Source organism: Sphingobacteriaceae bacterium GW460-11-11-14-LB5 (genome assembly GCA_002151545.1).
In the GTDB taxonomy this organism is placed as follows: domain Bacteria; phylum Bacteroidota; class Bacteroidia; order Sphingobacteriales; family Sphingobacteriaceae; genus Pedobacter.
In genome coordinates, this window is sequence record CP021237.1 from 5,739,130 (window position 1) to 5,755,155 (window position 16,026).

Genomic DNA, 16,026 nt, shown 5'->3' on the forward strand with positions numbered 1-16,026 from the left:
GAAGCGCAGTCCCGAACGTTTGGGAGAGAGATCTATCTCTTTAGATTTCGTTCAGAAGTTGGTCCGGATTTGTAATCCGGACCTTTGTCCTTCGGATTTATAATCCGATTTAAGCTTTAACATTGGTTTTTTATTAAGGATTAAAAATCCTTAGCTCTGTAGACGGGATTGCAAATCCCGCCTAGCAGTGAGTATGAAATAGGCATACTAATCTTATAGTACGTCATTCCCGCGTAGGCGGGAATCTTAATGCCTGTTACCTGCATTAGGATTCCCAATCAAAGTTGGGAATGAGTAACTTTCGAAATAGATTATATTTTACTTACTACCCTTTAAGCAAATACTTTTTAAACCCTTCAAAATCCACACCTAACTGATCAGCATGTTTCGGTTTGCTTTCTAAGGCTTTTACCTGCTCAGGGATTTCTATTTTAGCGGCGATATCTGCAGGGAAAATATCAGGGAATTTACAGGCGTGTGCCGTAGATAAGAAAACAGCTGCACTTTCGTCTGATGGGTTTTCCCTTCTGTATTTTTCAACTGCCAAATAAGCAATCGCGGTATGCGGACAAGCCACATAGTTTAATTTGCTGTTTATTTCTTTAATGCCTGCTAATGTTTCATCATCAGTAAAACGGTAAGCAGTAACCACTTTTTTTATGGCTTCCACATCCTTATGAAACAGATCCATAATGCGCACCCAATTGCTTGGCGCGCCAACATCCATGGCATTCGAGTAGGTTTGGGTCGATGGCTTGGTTTCATAAACACCGCTTTCTAAAAAGCGTGGAACGGTATCATTAACATTGGTAGCTGCGATAAATTGTTTAACAGGTAACCCTAATTTATAGGCCAGTAAACCTGCGCCAATATTCCCGAAATTTCCGCTTGGTACAGAAAACACCACATCTTTAAAACCTTGCTTTTTCAGTTGCGCATAGGTGTTGAAATAGTAAAATGTTTGTGGAATCAATCTCGAAATATTAATTGAATTGGCTGAAGTCAATCTAAATTTAGCATTCAGCTCGTCATCAGCAAAAGCCTGTTTAACCAAAGCCTGGCAATCATCAAAAGTTCCTTTAACTTCAACAGCCCTGATATTTTCGCCGTTGGTGGTTAACTGCAGTTCCTGTATCGGACTCACTTTCCCTTCCGGGTAAAGTATGGTTACCCTGGTATTGGGTACACCCAGGAAACCTAAGGCTACTGCGCCACCAGTATCGCCGGAAGTAGCAACCAGCACATCTAAAAGTTGTTCGCCATCTTTTAAGAAATAAGCCATCACACGGCTCATAAAGCGGGCACCAAAATCTTTAAACGCTAAAGATGGACCATGGAACAATTCGAGAACATAGGTTTTGTCATCTAATTTAACCGCTGGTGCTTCAAAATTTATGGCATCATCAATTAAAGCTTTTAAATCTTCAGCTGGAATTTCATCCTTTAATAGGGTTGAAGCTATTGTGTAAGCAATTTCAGGTAAAGCATATTTTTCGATATTCTGTATGAATTCGGGGTCAAGCTGTGGGATTTCAATAGGCATATATAAGCCTTTATCCTGCGGCATGCTATTAAAAACGGCTTCTTTGAAAGAAACACGTAAATCTTTATTGTTGGTTGAGTATAGTTTCATTTTTAATGAGGTTGGAGGGTTGAAAGGTTGAAGGTTGGAAGGTTTTGGATGCTTAGCCCTCCACCTTTAAACCCTCTACCTTCCAGCCTTACTTAAAGTACTTTTGGTCCTTCGGCGTTAACCGGAGAAACAAAAGCTTTGCTGTTAATATTTATTTTGTGTAAATGTTGCTGTTGCGATTTGGTTATTTTTCTGGCCGTTTCTTCGTCTTTGGTTAATGAGAAGACAGATGGACCAGAACCTGAGATTCCGAAACCGATTGCGCCGTTTTCCATTGCGAGTTTTCTCATTTCTTCAAAACCAGGAATCAAAATCGAACGTGTTGGCTCTACCAGAACGTCTTTCATGCTTCTGCCAATCAGATCAAAATCATTCATAAATAGTCCACTCACTAAACCTGCAACATTTCCCCACTGGGTAACGGCATCTTTTAAGGCCACTTTGCTGCGGATCATTTGTCGTGCATCTTTAGTCGGTACATCTACTTCAGGGTAAACAATTGCGGCATACATGCCGGCAGGAGTAGGTAAAGAGATTACATCAAGTGGATCGTAACTTCTCACCAGTACAAAACCACCTAACAAAGCAGGGGCAACATTGTCGGCATGACCATACCCACAGGCAAGTTCCTCGCCTTTCATCGCGAAAGGAACCAGCTCTTTAGTGCTTAATAAATCGCCCATTAATTTGTTAATGGCAAATAAGCCAGCAACCGTACTGGCCGAACTTGAGCCCAGGCCGCTGCCAATCGGCATTTTCTTATGCAGTTCAATTTCTACGCCTACATCTAAACGGTTGATATGCTTTAAGTAATGTTGTACACTCGCACTTACGGTATTTTTCGCTGCATCTAAAGGCAATCGACCATCATCGCCGGTAATTCCTTTGATCACCACGCCAGGTGTATCGGTAAATCGCATTTCAACTTCATCACCAGGTTCATTTACAGCGAAACCCAATACATCGAAACCACAAACTACGTTGGCAACGGTTGCCGGGGCGAAAACTTTTATACTATCTTTCATTATTAATTGCCTTAACTATTTATTTAATGTACCTACATTGATGATATCTGCAAAAACGCCTGCCGCGGTCACTTCTGCACCTGCACCCGGGCCTTTTACCACCAATGGACGCGATTTATACCGGTCTGTAGTAAAAGAGATAATATTATCGCTTCCCGATAACATATAAAAAGGATGACTGTCATCAACCATTTGCAGACTGATTTCTACATTACCATCTTCCAGTTTGCCGATGTAGCGTAAAACTTTTCCATCGTTGGCAGCTGTTTGTTTCAGGTTCTCAAAATAAGCGGCATTAGCCTGTAATTCTGAATAGAAATCTTCTACTGAAGATGCATTTAAACAAGCTTCTGGCAAAATGTTATCGATTTTCACATCACTGGCTTCTAATGGATAACCGGCATCGCGGGCAAGGATCAGCATTTTACGCATAAAGTCTTTTCCATTTAAGTCGTCGCGTGGATCTGGCTCGGTATAACCCAGTTCCTGCGCTTCTTTTACCGTTTCGTAAAAACCGGCCTCGCCTTTGAAATTATTGAAGATGTAAGAAATCGTACCGGATAAAATGGCTTCAATCCGCGCTACTTTATCACCACTCATCATCAGTTCGCGCAGCGTACGGATAATAGGCAAACCTGCACCTACATTGGTTTCGTAATAAAAATCAACACCGAATTTTCGGGCCGTATCTTTAAATGATTTATACTGGGCATAATCGGCAGAGTTTCCCTTTTTATTACAGGTTACCACAGAGATACTGCTCTCGAATATGCCTTGATAAAATTCAATTGGCGATTCTGCAGCGGTATTGTCGACAAAAACACAGTTCGGTAAGTTTAGGGCTTTCATTTTTGCCACAAAACCTGCTAAATCTGCGGGTTCACCATTTGTATTCAACTCAGTTTCCCAGTTTTCTAACGAAAGACCATCGGCGCTGAAAATCATTTTGCGTGTATTGCTAATGCCAGTTACCTTAACTTGTAAATCGTTATTGGCTGCCAGAAATGGCATCTGCTCCTTTAACTGGTTAAACAAAGTTTTGCCGATATTTCCGGTTCCTAAACAGAAAACGTTCAATGTTCTTTTCAGGTCGGTAAAAAAGGCATCATGCACTGCATTTACTGCTTTCGATAGGTCATCTTTGCTGATAATTACCGAGATGTTATATTCTGATGAACCCTGAGCGATAGCCCTTACGTTGATACCGTTGCGGCCAAGCGCATTAAACAAACGTCCGCTCATGCCTGGGGTACGTTTCATGTTTTCACCCACAATGGCCAATACCGCCAAATTATTTTCAACTTCCGGCAGTTCTAGTTTTTTAGCATCCAACTCCAGTTCAAATTCTTTTTTGATTAAAGAAATGGCCTGCGAAGCATCTGTTGGTTTAACCGCGAAAGTAATGCTGTGTTCTGAAGAGGATTGCGTAATCAATACGACATTGATCTGTTCGCGCGAAAGCAGTGAGAATAACCTCCCGCTAAAGCCTGCCTTACCCACCATGCCACTTCCGGTTAGGTTAATGATGCTGATATGATCGATAGAAGAAATTCCTTTTATGGGTAAACTGGATGCTTTTACATCGCTTTTGATATAAGTTCCTGCGAAATCAGGTTCGAAAGTGTTTTTGATCACAATCGGAATCTTTTTCATAAAAGCAGGGATCATGGTTGGCGGATAGATCACCTTTGCACCGAAATAACTCAGCTCCATGGCTTCGGTATAACTCAGCTCAGGTAAAGAGAAAGCCTTTTTCACCATGCGTGGATCAGCAGTCATCATGCCATTTACATCCGTCCATATTTCAATCTCTTCTGCATTTAAGGCTGCACCCCAAACCGCTGCGGTATAATCAGAGCCGCCACGACCTAAAGTTGTTACCCTGCCGGCAGCATTGCTCGCTATAAAACCAGTAACAAAAAGTACTTTGTCTTTATTTTCCTGGTAAAAATTGTTGATCAGCATTTCGGTCAGCTCAGTTTCAACTTTCGCTTGCCCAAAATTACTGTCGGTTTTAATCAGGTCAGATCCATTAACATAAATTGAATCGCCGATGTTTTTCGAGGCAATATGGCTGATCATAAAGGTAGAACAACGCTCACCATAGCTTAAAATCTGATCTTTGGTCTGCAAGCTCAGTTCGCGCAGATTGGCTACTGCCTGTAACAGATCTTCCAGTTCGTTAAAAAAGATCTTTAATCGCGTAAACACAGGGTTTTGTGCAGCCGCAGGTAAAAGCGAGCGGATGACAGCAAAGTGTTTTGCTTCGATTTCTTTTAAATGGGTATCGTAATCTTCACCACGCTCAGCCATTTCGGCCATTTCGGTAAGTAAATTGGTTACACCACTCATTGCCGATAATACAACTACCGGGCTGTTCTTCTGTTTTTCTTCGCCAACCAGGCGTAAGAGGGTTTTAATGTTCTCGGCCGAACCTACGGATGTGCCGCCGAATTTGAGTACTTTCATTAGTTTATATTGGTTTTAACTGTTTGGTACTGCGCAAATTATTTCATCGTTTGTATTGTTGCTTGTGCAGGTTTCATTCAGCATGGGTTAAAAAAAAAGCGTCCCGATTTTCATCGGGACGCTCTCTGTGTTTTATGTTTTTTCAATTTACAACAAATTAGCCCCGCTGGTTTATACCGGTGGTAATAATAATTGTTGTAATAATTGAAGTGTTAAAATTCATCTCGTCTTGGTGTACTTTGTACACCGTAAAGTAGAAGATTATTTTTTTAAAATGCAAATGTTTTTTGAATTTTATTTCGAAATTTCTATTGAAACGTTTAAACAGATGAAATAGCTGTATTTTTTGAACCCGAAACCAAATCATTCCCCTTCTTGAGCGGTATCAGCAAGGCAGTTTATAAGTAGTTTTAAAATCTTTAGAAAAGGTGCTTTGGTAATGCTTCGGTGATGGCAGCCCTGCTAACCGCTATAGTCCCGATGGCAATGCTTTTTCATCGATGGAGAAATCGGGAGCTGCCGCTTTTATCAGGTTTAGTTAAATTTGGGTTGAGGTGTTATTTGGGTTTGCTAGCTTTCTGGCGCATATTCATTCCCCTCCTTTGGAGGGGTGCCTGCAGGGCGGGGTGGAAATGAGTAAGTATAATTAATTCAAAAAAATATATACTCCATGAATACAAAAGGCAATACTACCCATAATAACCACTGGTAAATATTTCTTGAGAAAGAATAATATAAATGCTATAATGTTAGCAAAAACCAAAACCGAACTGATGTAGATATAAGGTTTGGCTACTTCATAAATAATGTCGTTAGGGATAAAATCACTAACCAACTGCATTCTAATCTGTATTATTGGGACTATATTCCAGACTAATAGCAGGAATAAGATTGTTAATGAGATAATCGATAAGCTCTTTAAGCTATTATTGCCTGTCATTTTTTTGATATTCGATATTTTTACTTTCAATAGCATGATCTGTCTGGCTTTCAATTTCACCCGAAAGCACATTATAAAATTTCACTTCATATTTAGTATTGACGAGATCTATCCATTTTTCCCAATCTTCCATGCTTGTATCTTTAATATAGACATCCCTTAAGGAGCCATCAATATAATATATCTTTTTTCTAAGTAGTTCCCAGTTCATTATGATCATGTTACTGCATAAAAATATAATCTTTAATTCATTTCCAAATATTATGTTAATCTTTTAAAACTGTTATTAAAGATTGTGAGTACTTAAACCCTTATCAATTAAAAGTTTAAACAAGCAAAACCGTTTTAGCAGATTTTACTTAGTGTAATTTTTTAATTTTTTTTACCTTGTAAAATGGATTGTAAATATCTGTAAATAAAATGTTTACATAATAGTGTATTTGCTACAATATGTAAAAAATTACGCTTCAAAACTAGTTTTTGTGGAAGATAAGTATTTACCTTTGCTGTACTAACTAACTTATTGTTATGAGCAAAAAGAAACTGCAAACGCCAGATTTAAGCTATTTAAATCTAGGTGGAAACATTGCTGTAAAGTACCAATTATCTCCAGCGGAATTAATTGATGATGCCTTATTAAATAAAGAAGGTACGCTGGCCGCTTCAGGAGCGCTGGCGGTTGATACCGGAAAGTTTACCGGACGTTCTCCTAAAGACCGTTTTATTGTATGCGACGAAGTAACTGAAGATCAGGTTTGGTGGGGCGATGTCAACATTAAAATTTCCCCGGAGAAATTCGATCAGCTGTTTTATAAGCTAACCAATTACCTTGAAGATAAGCAAATTTATGTCCGCGATTCTTCGGCTTGTGCCAATCCGGATTATTCAATATCGATCAGGGTAATTACAGAAACGGCTTATCAGAATCTTTTTGCTCATCATTTGTTTATTCGCCCGGATGAAGATCATTTGGGTATAACACCACCAGAGTGGACCATTATTGCTGCACCAGGTTTCCTGGCCGATCCGGCTATTGATGGAACCAGGCAGGAAAACTTCTCCATCATCAATTTTACCAGGAAAATGATTTTGATTGGAGGAACAGGTTATACTGGCGAAATTAAAAAGGGAATTTTCTCTGTTTTAAACTTTATCCTGCCAGTATATAAGAATACCCTTTCCATGCACTGCTCGGCCAATGTGGGTAAAAATGGCGATACCGCTATATTCTTCGGTTTGTCAGGAACAGGAAAAACGACCTTATCAGCCGATCCCGAAAGAGGATTAATAGGCGATGATGAACATGGCTGGGGCAAAGATTCGGTATTTAACTTTGAAGGCGGTTGTTATGCAAAATGTGTAGATTTAACCGAAGAGAAAGAACCTCAGATCTTTAAGGCGATCAAATTTGGCTCCTTGCTAGAAAACATTAATTTTTTTCCAGGTACCCAGGAGGTTGATTATAGTAATATCAGTAAAACGGAAAATACCCGTGTGGCCTATCCTATAGATTATATTGACAATGCCATTTTACCATCAATAGCGGCTGTTCCGAAAAATATCTTTTTCTTAACTGCAGATGCGTTTGGGGTATTGCCACCCATTTCAAAATTAAATGTAGAACAGGCCATGTTTCATTTTATGAGCGGTTATACCGCCAAAGTTGCAGGAACAGAAACAGGGGTAACAGAGCCTCAGTTAACGTTTTCGGCTTGCTTCGGTAAGGCATTTTTACCACTGCATCCATCTAAATATGCCGCATTATTAGGCGAGAAGATGGAAAAACACCAGGTAAATGTATGGTTGGTAAATACAGGTTGGAGTGGCGGGGCCTACGGTGTAGGTAAAAGGATGAAATTAAGTTATACCCGGGCAATGATTACAGCTGCGTTAAACGGAGATTTAGATCATAATAAATATAAGCAGCACCATGTATTTAAATTGATGATGCCATTAAATTGCCCGGGAGTACCAAACGAAATTTTAGACCCCTCTAAAACATGGAGCAATCAGGAGGAATACTTTTTAAAAGCCTACGAACTGTCTGATGCCTTCGTCGAGAATTTCAAGCAATTTGAACTGACAAAAGTACCAAAAAGCAGACACGAAGCGTTAAAATTATGTTAAATGCACTTTAAAATGCATTTTTTGAGCGAAAAATTTGCAATTCGATTTTTTTTTAGTTTTTATTGTGAAAGAATTGCCTCGGCTGGGGCAATTTTTTTGTTATACACCCTTGGTGATTTACCGAAACTAAATTCTAAGTAACGATTTAATTGCTTATTGATTTATTAATTTGTAATTTAAAATCAATTTATAAATTTGTTTTTCGCAACAATTTCGGATATGAAACGTTGAGTGTATTACAAAAGAAAAAAACAGCTAAAAATTAAAAACAAGAACTAAAACTAAAATTTCAAAAAAAATGGCAAACGCACCAAAACCAACAACTGTTAAAAAAGAGAGCTCTTCTAGTGCTTCAAATGTATTTGCAACATTCGTTATTCCAATTTGTATTATCATTGGATTCTGTGTTTGGAGATTCGTATTCGGAGAAGGAAGTAACTTTATCGATGGTGACAGAGAAAAATTACCATTACCTGGTAACTATCTTGGAACAGCTTACAAAGGAGGTCCTATCGTAGCGATCTTAGTTGGATTACTATTAGTAGTAATTGTATTCTCTATCGAACGTTTCATCGTTATTGGTAAAGCAAGTGGAAAATCTAGCTTAGATACTTTCATTCGCAAAGTACAAGGTTTATTAAGCGCAGGTAACATCGAGGCTGCAAAAGCTGAGTGTGATAAACAACAAGGTTCAGTTGCTAACGTAATTAAATCTGGTTTGAAAAAATACAGCGAAGTTGAAGCAGATACTAATATGGATGTAGAGCAATCTATCGTTGCTATCCAAAAAGAAGTAGAAGAAGCTACAGCTTTAGAAATGCCAATGTTAGAGCAAAACTTAACTGTAATTGCAACTTTGGTATCAATCGGTACATTGGTAGGTTTATTGGGTACAGTAACAGGTATGATCCGTGCATTCGCCGGTTTAGCAAACTCTGGAGCACCAGATCAGTCAGCATTAGCGGTAGGTATCTCTGAGGCATTGATCAACACTGCAACAGGTATCTTGGTTTCTACTGTGGCAATTATCATGTATAACGTATTAACTTCTAAAATCGACAAGTTAACTTACGCTATCGATGAGGCTGGTTTCAGCATCGTTCAAACATACGCTAGTTCGCATAAATAAGAATTTTGAAAAAATTTTTACCGGCTTTATGGAAAACCGGAAAAAAGATCATCATTATTAAAAACTAGTAAAAAATATTATGCCTAGAATTAAAGTTAAAAGAACAAGTACAGTAACAGATATGACTGCCATGTGTGATGTGGCATCATTGTTACTTACTTTCTTCATCTTAACTGCTACAGCAAGGCAACCAGAACCTCTAGCCGTTTCTACACCCTCATCTACGTATGAGTTTAAAGTACCGGTAGAAAACAATGCGATTTTAACAATCGGACAAGGTAAGGTATTCTTCGAGGTAGCAGGAAATAGAGTAAGAGCAAGAACATTAGAACTAATGGGCGAGCAGTACAGCGTGAAGTTTACACCTGAAGAAATTCAACGTTTCTCAGTAATCTCAACTTTCGGTGTGCCTTTTGCAAACTTAAAAGGTTTTATAGCCATGAACGGATCTGACCGTATGAAACCAGGAGTACAAAGAGGTATTCCTACCGATTCTACAGACAATCAGTTAAATGCATGGGTGTTAAATGCTCGTAAAGCAACTAAAGAGATCAACAACGTAGACATGCGCGTTAGTATCAAAGGTGATGCTAAAGAAGAATATCCAGTTGTGAAAAAGATTATTGATGTGCTTCAGAAGCAAAGTGTAAACAAATTTTTATTGGTTACTAACTCTGAAGCTAAAAAGAAATAAGAAATGGCAGAATTAAATACAGGCGGGAAGAAAGCCACACCAAGGGTTGATATGACTCCAATGGTGGATCTAATGTTTCTTTTGGTAACCTTCTTTATCTTAACAACATCAATATCTACACCACAGGCGATGGATATTGCAAAACCAGATAAAAACGAAAAGTTACCTGAAAACAGATTAGAACTGAAAGCAAGTAAAACCATGACCATCTTATTGGGTAAAAAAGATAAGGTAGCTTGGTACATGGGCGTAGCAGGTGAAACTGCACCAAATATCGAATCTGTATCACAAGTTGGAGAATCTATTGTTAAAAATAGAAAAACAGCTGATGCTTCAGGTGTTCCGGGAGACTTTGTTGTGTTGGTAAAGCCAACCTCAGGATCTACTTTCCAGAACTTCGTTGATATTATGGACGAATTGGAAATTCTTAAAGTTAAGGTTCGTCAGATTGATGATGATAATATCCTTGATAACGAGAAGCAGGCCATGAAGGAACAAGGAATTTTATAATCAATAAAAACCAATAGTTATGTCGAAGTTAGATATATTCAGAAAAGAATGGCTTGAAGTGGTTTTTGCGGATAAAAACAAAAGCTACGGTGCGTACCAATTGCGTAAAACCAATGGTGCAAACACCACAAGAGCATTAATTATTGGCTCTGCAATATTTCTAGTGTTATTTTTCTCACCTAAAATCTATAGCCTGATTAAAGGCTCAATGGACCATGAAGATGAGCAGTTAAAAGCACAGGAAGTAATTTTAGCGCCACCACCACCAGTAGATCCTAAAACACCACCACCACCACCGGTAGAGCCACCGCCACCGAAAGTTGACCAGGTGAAAATGCCACCTCCAATTGTAAAACCTGATATTGAGGTTCGTGATGAACCACCTACAGTTGAAAAGTTGAAGGAAGCTGATCCAGGTCAGAGAGATATCAAAGGTGATCCAACAGCTGATATTGTTATCGCTGAACCAGTAGGTGAAGGACCAAAAAGAGAAGCTGCCGTTGCGGTTGATGATAATAAAGTTTACGACTTTGTTAGTATCGAAAAACAACCAGAATTCCCTGGAGGTATCTCTAAGTTTTATGGATACTTAAGTAAAGCAATTAAGTACCCACCAATGGCACAAGAAAACAACGTTCAAGGTAAAGTGTTTTTATCTTTCGTTGTGGAAAAAGATGGTAAATTAACTGATATCACAGTTACCCGTGGTTTGGGTAGCGGAACTGATGAAGAAGCCATCCGTGTATTAAAAGCGAGTCCACGTTGGAACCCAGGTATCCAAAATGGTAAGCCTGTAAGGGTAAAATACAACATCAACGTTAACTTTACATTGAACTAATAGTAGATGTTAAATTTTGATATCTTTAAGCAAAAATCGCCTAAACAGCGGTTTTTGCTCATTTTAGGCCTTATCATGTTTGTCTTTTATGTGGTATTGGGGCTTGCATTTATCTTTTGGGAACCCATAGCGTTACGCTTAAGCTCTATTCCGCACTGGGGTAGGATCGCAATTGGAATCTTCTTAATTATTTATGCTTTTGTAAGACTATTAAGCCTAAGCAGGCGAGACTAATCCATGAGAAATTTCCTTTTTATATTCTTAATCCTGGCCCTTGTAGGCTGCAAACGTAAAAACAAAAGCGAAGCAGTTAAGGAAACCCGTACCAGCGGTACACTTAAAATGCTGGTTGATGAAAGCGTTGGCCCTATTGTGCAAAATCAGATTGATATTTTTAGTCTGGACTATCCACAAGCAAAATTCGAAACCACAGTAAAGCCAGAGGAAAAACTTTTACCTGCATTTTTAAACGATAGCGTAAGGGTAATTGTGTTGCCAAGGTTATTAACCAAGGCCGAAGAAAAATATTATAACCAGCGAAGTATAAAAATAAACACCTCACGATTTGCTGTAGATGGTATTGCTTTAATTACAAATCAGGGCAATATCGACAGTACAATTAACGTTAAAGATGTGATTGATATATTACAGGGGAAGAAATCAGATAAAAAATTGGTCTTTGATAACGCTTATTCAAGTACCTTTCAATATTTTAAAGAGTTGGCCCATATCAGCCAATTTCCAGCCTCAGGTGTTTACTCCAAAAATTCTAGCAAAGAAGTAATTAAACTTATTGCAGAAGATAAAAATTTTATTGGTATTTTGGGCGTGAATTGGATCACGGGCAAAGATACGGAGATGAGTGAATACCTTTCTCAGATAAAAGTGTTGGGGGTAAAGAATGTAAAAGGCAAGGTAGGAGACGATCAGTACTATAAACCAACTCAAGATAACTTAATCAATGGTGTTTATCCTTTCCTAAGAAATATAAATATTATAGATTGCGAAGGAAGAGATGGTTTAGGCACAGGATTTGCAACATGGTTAAGAAGTCAGAGGGGACAATTGATTGTACTTAAATCTGGACTTGGCCCGCATAAATTAATGCCAAGACAAATTAACCTGACAAAAGGAAATTAAATTAAAAATTATAAATTGAACCACGAAGTAAATCTAAAGAGACACTTCATTTTTATTAAATAAAAAAACAGAATATCCGATGAAAATTTTAAAGAAAGCAATAACCTTAAATGTAGGTTTGGTGTTGATGGGTTCTGCAGTTTTTGCTCAAGATTTAAATGACGCGAAAAAAGCCATCGACGCGGAGCAGTATCAAAAAGCATCATCAATGCTTAAATCGTTGGTGAGCTCAAAAGCATCAGATGGTAATAACTATTACAATCTTGGTTTGGTTTACTTGAAAACTGGTTATATCGACTCAGCTAGAGCCGTATTTACCAAAGGTGTTACCGCTGATCCGAAAAACAACTTAAACTTAATCGGTTTAGGTGAAGCAGATATGTTGTCTAATAACCCAAGTTCTGCTAAAACTAATTTCGACAAGGCAGTAGCTTTGGCGCCTAAAGATTACAAAACTTATTTGTATATCGGTAAAGCCTATTTAGCGCAGGATAAACCTAGTGATGATGTATCTAAACCTGATTTCACTAATGCTTTGGCTAACATTACCAAAGCAGATGAATTAGATTCTAAAGATAAAGATGCAGAGGTTTTCCTGGCACAAGGTGATGCCTATGCTTTGCAAAAGAAAAATTCTGAGGCATTAGGTCCGTATATGCGTGTTGGTGATGTTGATCCTAACAACAGAAGAGCTAAAACGCAGATTGGTAAAATGTACAAAGAGTCTAGGGCTTTTCCTGAAGGCGAAAAAGAATTACAAGATGTAATAGCTGCTGATGCAAACTATGGCCCTGCTTATCGCGAGTTAGGTGAATTATACTTACAATGGAGTAGCTTTGGTACAGATAAGGAAAAAGCAAAAAAAGCGATTGAGAATTACAAAAAATACATGGATTTAACAGATAAATCATTAGAATCTCAATTACGTTATGCGCAATTTTTATTTTACGCAAAAGACTTTCCAACTTTGGAGCAAGTAGCATCGGCGATACAAGCACCTGCTAATGATCCTAAGAGTGCTATTGTATCTAGGATGAAAGGTTGGGCAGCATATGAGAATAAAAATTATCCAGCTGCACTTACAAGCATGAGTGATTTTTTTGCTAAAGAGAAAGATCCAAACAAAATTCTTGGATTTGATTATTTATATTTAGGTAAAGCTCAATTAAAAGCTGGTCAAGATAGTTTAGCATTAATCAACATCACTAAGGCTGTAGAAAAAGATTCAACGAATGCTGATGCATTAGCTGAAGTTGCTAAAAGTTTTTACGATGCTAAAAAATATGCTAAATCATCTGAAATTTATGAGAAAGCTATAAAGGCTAATCCTAACGGAAAAGGAGCTTTATATAACTATTACTATAATGCAATGGCAAATTATTTTGACTATGCAGCAAAATTAACTGCAAAACAAAATCCTTCAAAAGATATTTTAGTAAGAGCCGATTCTTCAATTGCTAAAGTAACGCAACTAGCTCCTGAGACTTATGATGCATACTTAACAAGAGCACGTATTAATAGCTTATTGGATGATGAAAAAGAGCCTAAAGGCCTGATGCTTCCTTTCTATGAGGAATACATTAAAAAGATAACTGAAAAACCAGAATTAGCTACCGCAAATGCTAAAAAACTTTCTGAAGCTTATGATACTATTGGTGGTTTTTACTACTATAAAGACAAAGAAAAAGCTAAAGAATATTTTAACAAAAGCGTAGCTGTATATCCTACTGGAACTTTCGCAGCAGCTAAACTAAAAGAATTAGCAGCTCCAGCCCCAAAAGGTAAAGGCAAATAATTAAAAAGTTAAATAATTTAGAAAAGGCAGAGTTTGGTTACTCTGCCTTTTTCTTTTACTTTTGCATCATAAAATAAATAATATGCAAGCGCAAAGTTCGGCTATAGATTTTTTACCAATTATATTTCAAGTAATTGTTGCTTTAGGTTTTGTGGTAACCACGCTGGTTGCTACCCACTTTTTAGGTCCAAAACGTAAAACGAGCGATAAATTAGAAACTTTTGAGGCTGGTATTAAATCAGTGGGTAATGCACGTCAGCCTTTCTCTATTAAATATTTCGTAGTAGCCATCTTATTTGTACTGTTCGATGTAGAGGTTATCTTTATGTATCCATGGGCGGTTAATTTCCGTACCTTACGGATGGATGGAATGATCGAAATGTTCATTTTCATGGGGACATTATTGCTAGGTTTCATCTACGTGATCAAGAAAAAAGTTTTAGACTGGAACTAATCAGTTAGCAATTTTTAGTTTACAACAGGAAGTTTTTAGTTCAATTTTAGAACTGGTAACTGCTAAATGGCAACTGCAAACTGAAATGTGTATCACTTACACTAACTCATCGCAATTTTTTTATTTAGAAAGGTTCTAAATCGAGTAAAGCTAGTTTGTTTGCCTTTAAAATATTGTAAATTTGTTGCTCATTCTGCAAAAGGATGAGCATTTTTTGTTTATAAACATGAGTGAAATTAATATAGTTGATGCGCCTCCAGGAATAGAAGGATCTGGCTTTTTTGCCACTTCTCTTGATAAAGTGATTGGTTTGGCCCGCTCAAATTCATTATGGCCTTTACCTTTCGCAACCTCTTGTTGTGGAATCGAGTTTATGGCAACCATGGGTTCTCACTACGATTTAGGTCGTTTCGGTGCCGAACGCTTAAGCTTTTCTCCACGTCAGGCAGATGTTTTAATGGTTATGGGTACCATCGCTAAAAAGATGGCCCCGGTATTAAAACAGGTTTATATCCAAATGGCAGAGCCACGTTGGGTGATGGCAGTTGGTGCTTGCGCAAGCAGTGGTGGTATTTTCGATACTTATTCCGTATTACAGGGTATTGATGAGGTTATCCCAGTGGATGTTTACGTTCCGGGTTGCCCGCCAAGACCTGAAGCTATTTTAGATGGTTTTCAGCGTATTCAGGATTTAGTGAAAAGCGAATCGGGTAGAAGAAGAAATTCTGATTATTACAAAGAACTTTTAGGTCAATACGGCATTAAATAATGGAAGAAACGACACTAAATAATAATATTCTGGCAAAGCTTAGCGATAAGTTTGGCGAAAAGGTAACCGGAGTTTCTGAACCTTATGGTTTATTGACTTTTGCAACCACTAAAGATGTTATCATCAATGTATTATCGTTCCTTAAAAACGATTTAAGTTTTAATTTCTTAACCGATATTACCGCGGTTCATTATCCTGGTAAAGATCATGGTATTGCAGTGGTTTACCATTTGCACAACATGGTGGAGAAAGTTAGGATTAGGATTAAGGTTTTCATCTCAGAACAAAATCCAACTATCCCTACGGCAACAGCCGTTTGGAAAGGTGCCAACTGGATGGAACGCGAAACTTATGATCTTTTCGGGGTTAAATTTGAAGGTCACCCGGATTTACGCCGTATTTTAAATATGGACGATTTAGGTGTTCACCCAATGTTGAAACAATATCCATTGGAAGATCCGAACAGAGTAGATAAAAAAGACGAATTTTTTGGAAGGTAAACT

16 protein-coding genes are annotated in these 16,026 nt (G+C 38.0%); 11 read left to right on the plus strand and 5 right to left on the minus strand.

Annotation, left to right across the window (positions count from 1 at the left end; all coding sequences use genetic code 11):
- Positions 1-325: 325 nt before the first annotated feature.
- From CA265_23465 to CA265_23485, 5 genes are all read right to left on the minus strand, one after another.
- Complete coding sequence (locus CA265_23465; GenBank protein ID ARS42453.1) at positions 326-1,633, minus strand: threonine synthase; 1,308 nt, start codon at positions 1,631-1,633, stop codon at positions 326-328.
- Between the two features lie 92 nt (positions 1,634-1,725).
- The gene (locus CA265_23470; protein ARS42454.1) at positions 1,726-2,658 is read right to left on the minus strand and encodes a homoserine kinase; all 933 of its coding nucleotides are present in this window, start codon (positions 2,656-2,658) and stop codon (positions 1,726-1,728) included.
- A 15-nt stretch (positions 2,659-2,673) separates the two neighbouring features.
- Entirely contained in the window at positions 2,674-5,127 is a 2,454-nt protein-coding gene (locus tag CA265_23475) for a bifunctional aspartate kinase/homoserine dehydrogenase I (GenBank protein ID ARS42455.1), read from the minus strand.
- A gap of 646 nt (positions 5,128-5,773) precedes the next feature.
- Positions 5,774-5,968 (minus strand): hypothetical protein, encoded by a 195-nt coding sequence (locus tag CA265_23480; protein ID ARS42456.1) that lies wholly within the window; start codon positions 5,966-5,968, stop codon positions 5,774-5,776.
- 85 nt (positions 5,969-6,053) lie between these two features.
- Positions 6,054-6,287, minus strand: a complete 234-nt coding sequence (locus tag CA265_23485) for a hypothetical protein (protein ID ARS42457.1) — start codon at positions 6,285-6,287, stop codon at positions 6,054-6,056.
- A gap of 308 nt (positions 6,288-6,595) precedes the next feature.
- Between CA265_23485 and CA265_23490 the strand changes: the two genes are divergently transcribed.
- The 11 genes from CA265_23490 (at position 6,596) to CA265_23540 (ending at position 16,023) form a co-directional block, all read left to right on the plus strand.
- Positions 6,596-8,194, plus strand: a complete 1,599-nt coding sequence (locus CA265_23490; GenBank protein ID ARS42458.1) for a phosphoenolpyruvate carboxykinase (ATP) — start codon at positions 6,596-6,598, stop codon at positions 8,192-8,194.
- A gap of 298 nt (positions 8,195-8,492) precedes the next feature.
- Entirely contained in the window at positions 8,493-9,323 is an 831-nt protein-coding gene (locus tag CA265_23495; protein ID ARS42459.1) for a flagellar motor protein MotA, read from the plus strand.
- A gap of 79 nt (positions 9,324-9,402) precedes the next feature.
- The gene (locus tag CA265_23500) at positions 9,403-10,017 is read left to right on the plus strand and encodes a biopolymer transporter ExbD (protein ID ARS42460.1); all 615 of its coding nucleotides are present in this window, start codon (positions 9,403-9,405) and stop codon (positions 10,015-10,017) included.
- Between the two features lie 3 nt (positions 10,018-10,020).
- Positions 10,021-10,527: a biopolymer transporter ExbD gene (locus tag CA265_23505; GenBank protein ARS42461.1), complete on the plus strand. Its 507-nt coding sequence runs from the start codon at positions 10,021-10,023 to the stop codon at positions 10,525-10,527.
- Positions 10,528-10,546: 19 nt separating this feature from the next.
- Positions 10,547-11,365: an energy transducer TonB gene (locus CA265_23510; GenBank protein ARS42462.1), complete on the plus strand. Its 819-nt coding sequence runs from the start codon at positions 10,547-10,549 to the stop codon at positions 11,363-11,365.
- A gap of 6 nt (positions 11,366-11,371) precedes the next feature.
- Complete coding sequence (locus tag CA265_23515) at positions 11,372-11,599, plus strand: hypothetical protein (GenBank protein ID ARS42463.1); 228 nt, start codon at positions 11,372-11,374, stop codon at positions 11,597-11,599.
- Between the two features lie 3 nt (positions 11,600-11,602).
- A complete protein-coding gene (locus tag CA265_23520; protein ARS42464.1) occupies positions 11,603-12,505 on the plus strand; it encodes a phosphate ABC transporter substrate-binding protein in 903 nt (300 codons plus the stop codon).
- Positions 12,506-12,584: 79 nt separating this feature from the next.
- Positions 12,585-14,300: a hypothetical protein gene (locus CA265_23525; protein ID ARS42465.1), complete on the plus strand. Its 1,716-nt coding sequence runs from the start codon at positions 12,585-12,587 to the stop codon at positions 14,298-14,300.
- Between the two features lie 82 nt (positions 14,301-14,382).
- Positions 14,383-14,754, plus strand: coding sequence for an NADH-quinone oxidoreductase subunit A (locus CA265_23530; GenBank protein ARS42466.1), 372 nt, complete (start codon positions 14,383-14,385; stop codon positions 14,752-14,754).
- A gap of 226 nt (positions 14,755-14,980) precedes the next feature.
- On the plus strand, positions 14,981-15,523 hold the full coding sequence (locus tag CA265_23535) for an NADH-quinone oxidoreductase subunit B (protein ARS42467.1): 543 nt from the start codon (positions 14,981-14,983) through the stop codon (positions 15,521-15,523).
- Positions 15,523-16,023, plus strand: coding sequence for an NADH-quinone oxidoreductase subunit C (locus CA265_23540; protein ID ARS42468.1), 501 nt, complete (start codon positions 15,523-15,525; stop codon positions 16,021-16,023). The genes CA265_23535 and CA265_23540 overlap by 1 nt, the downstream gene beginning before the upstream one ends.
- Positions 16,024-16,026: the final 3 nt, after the last annotated feature.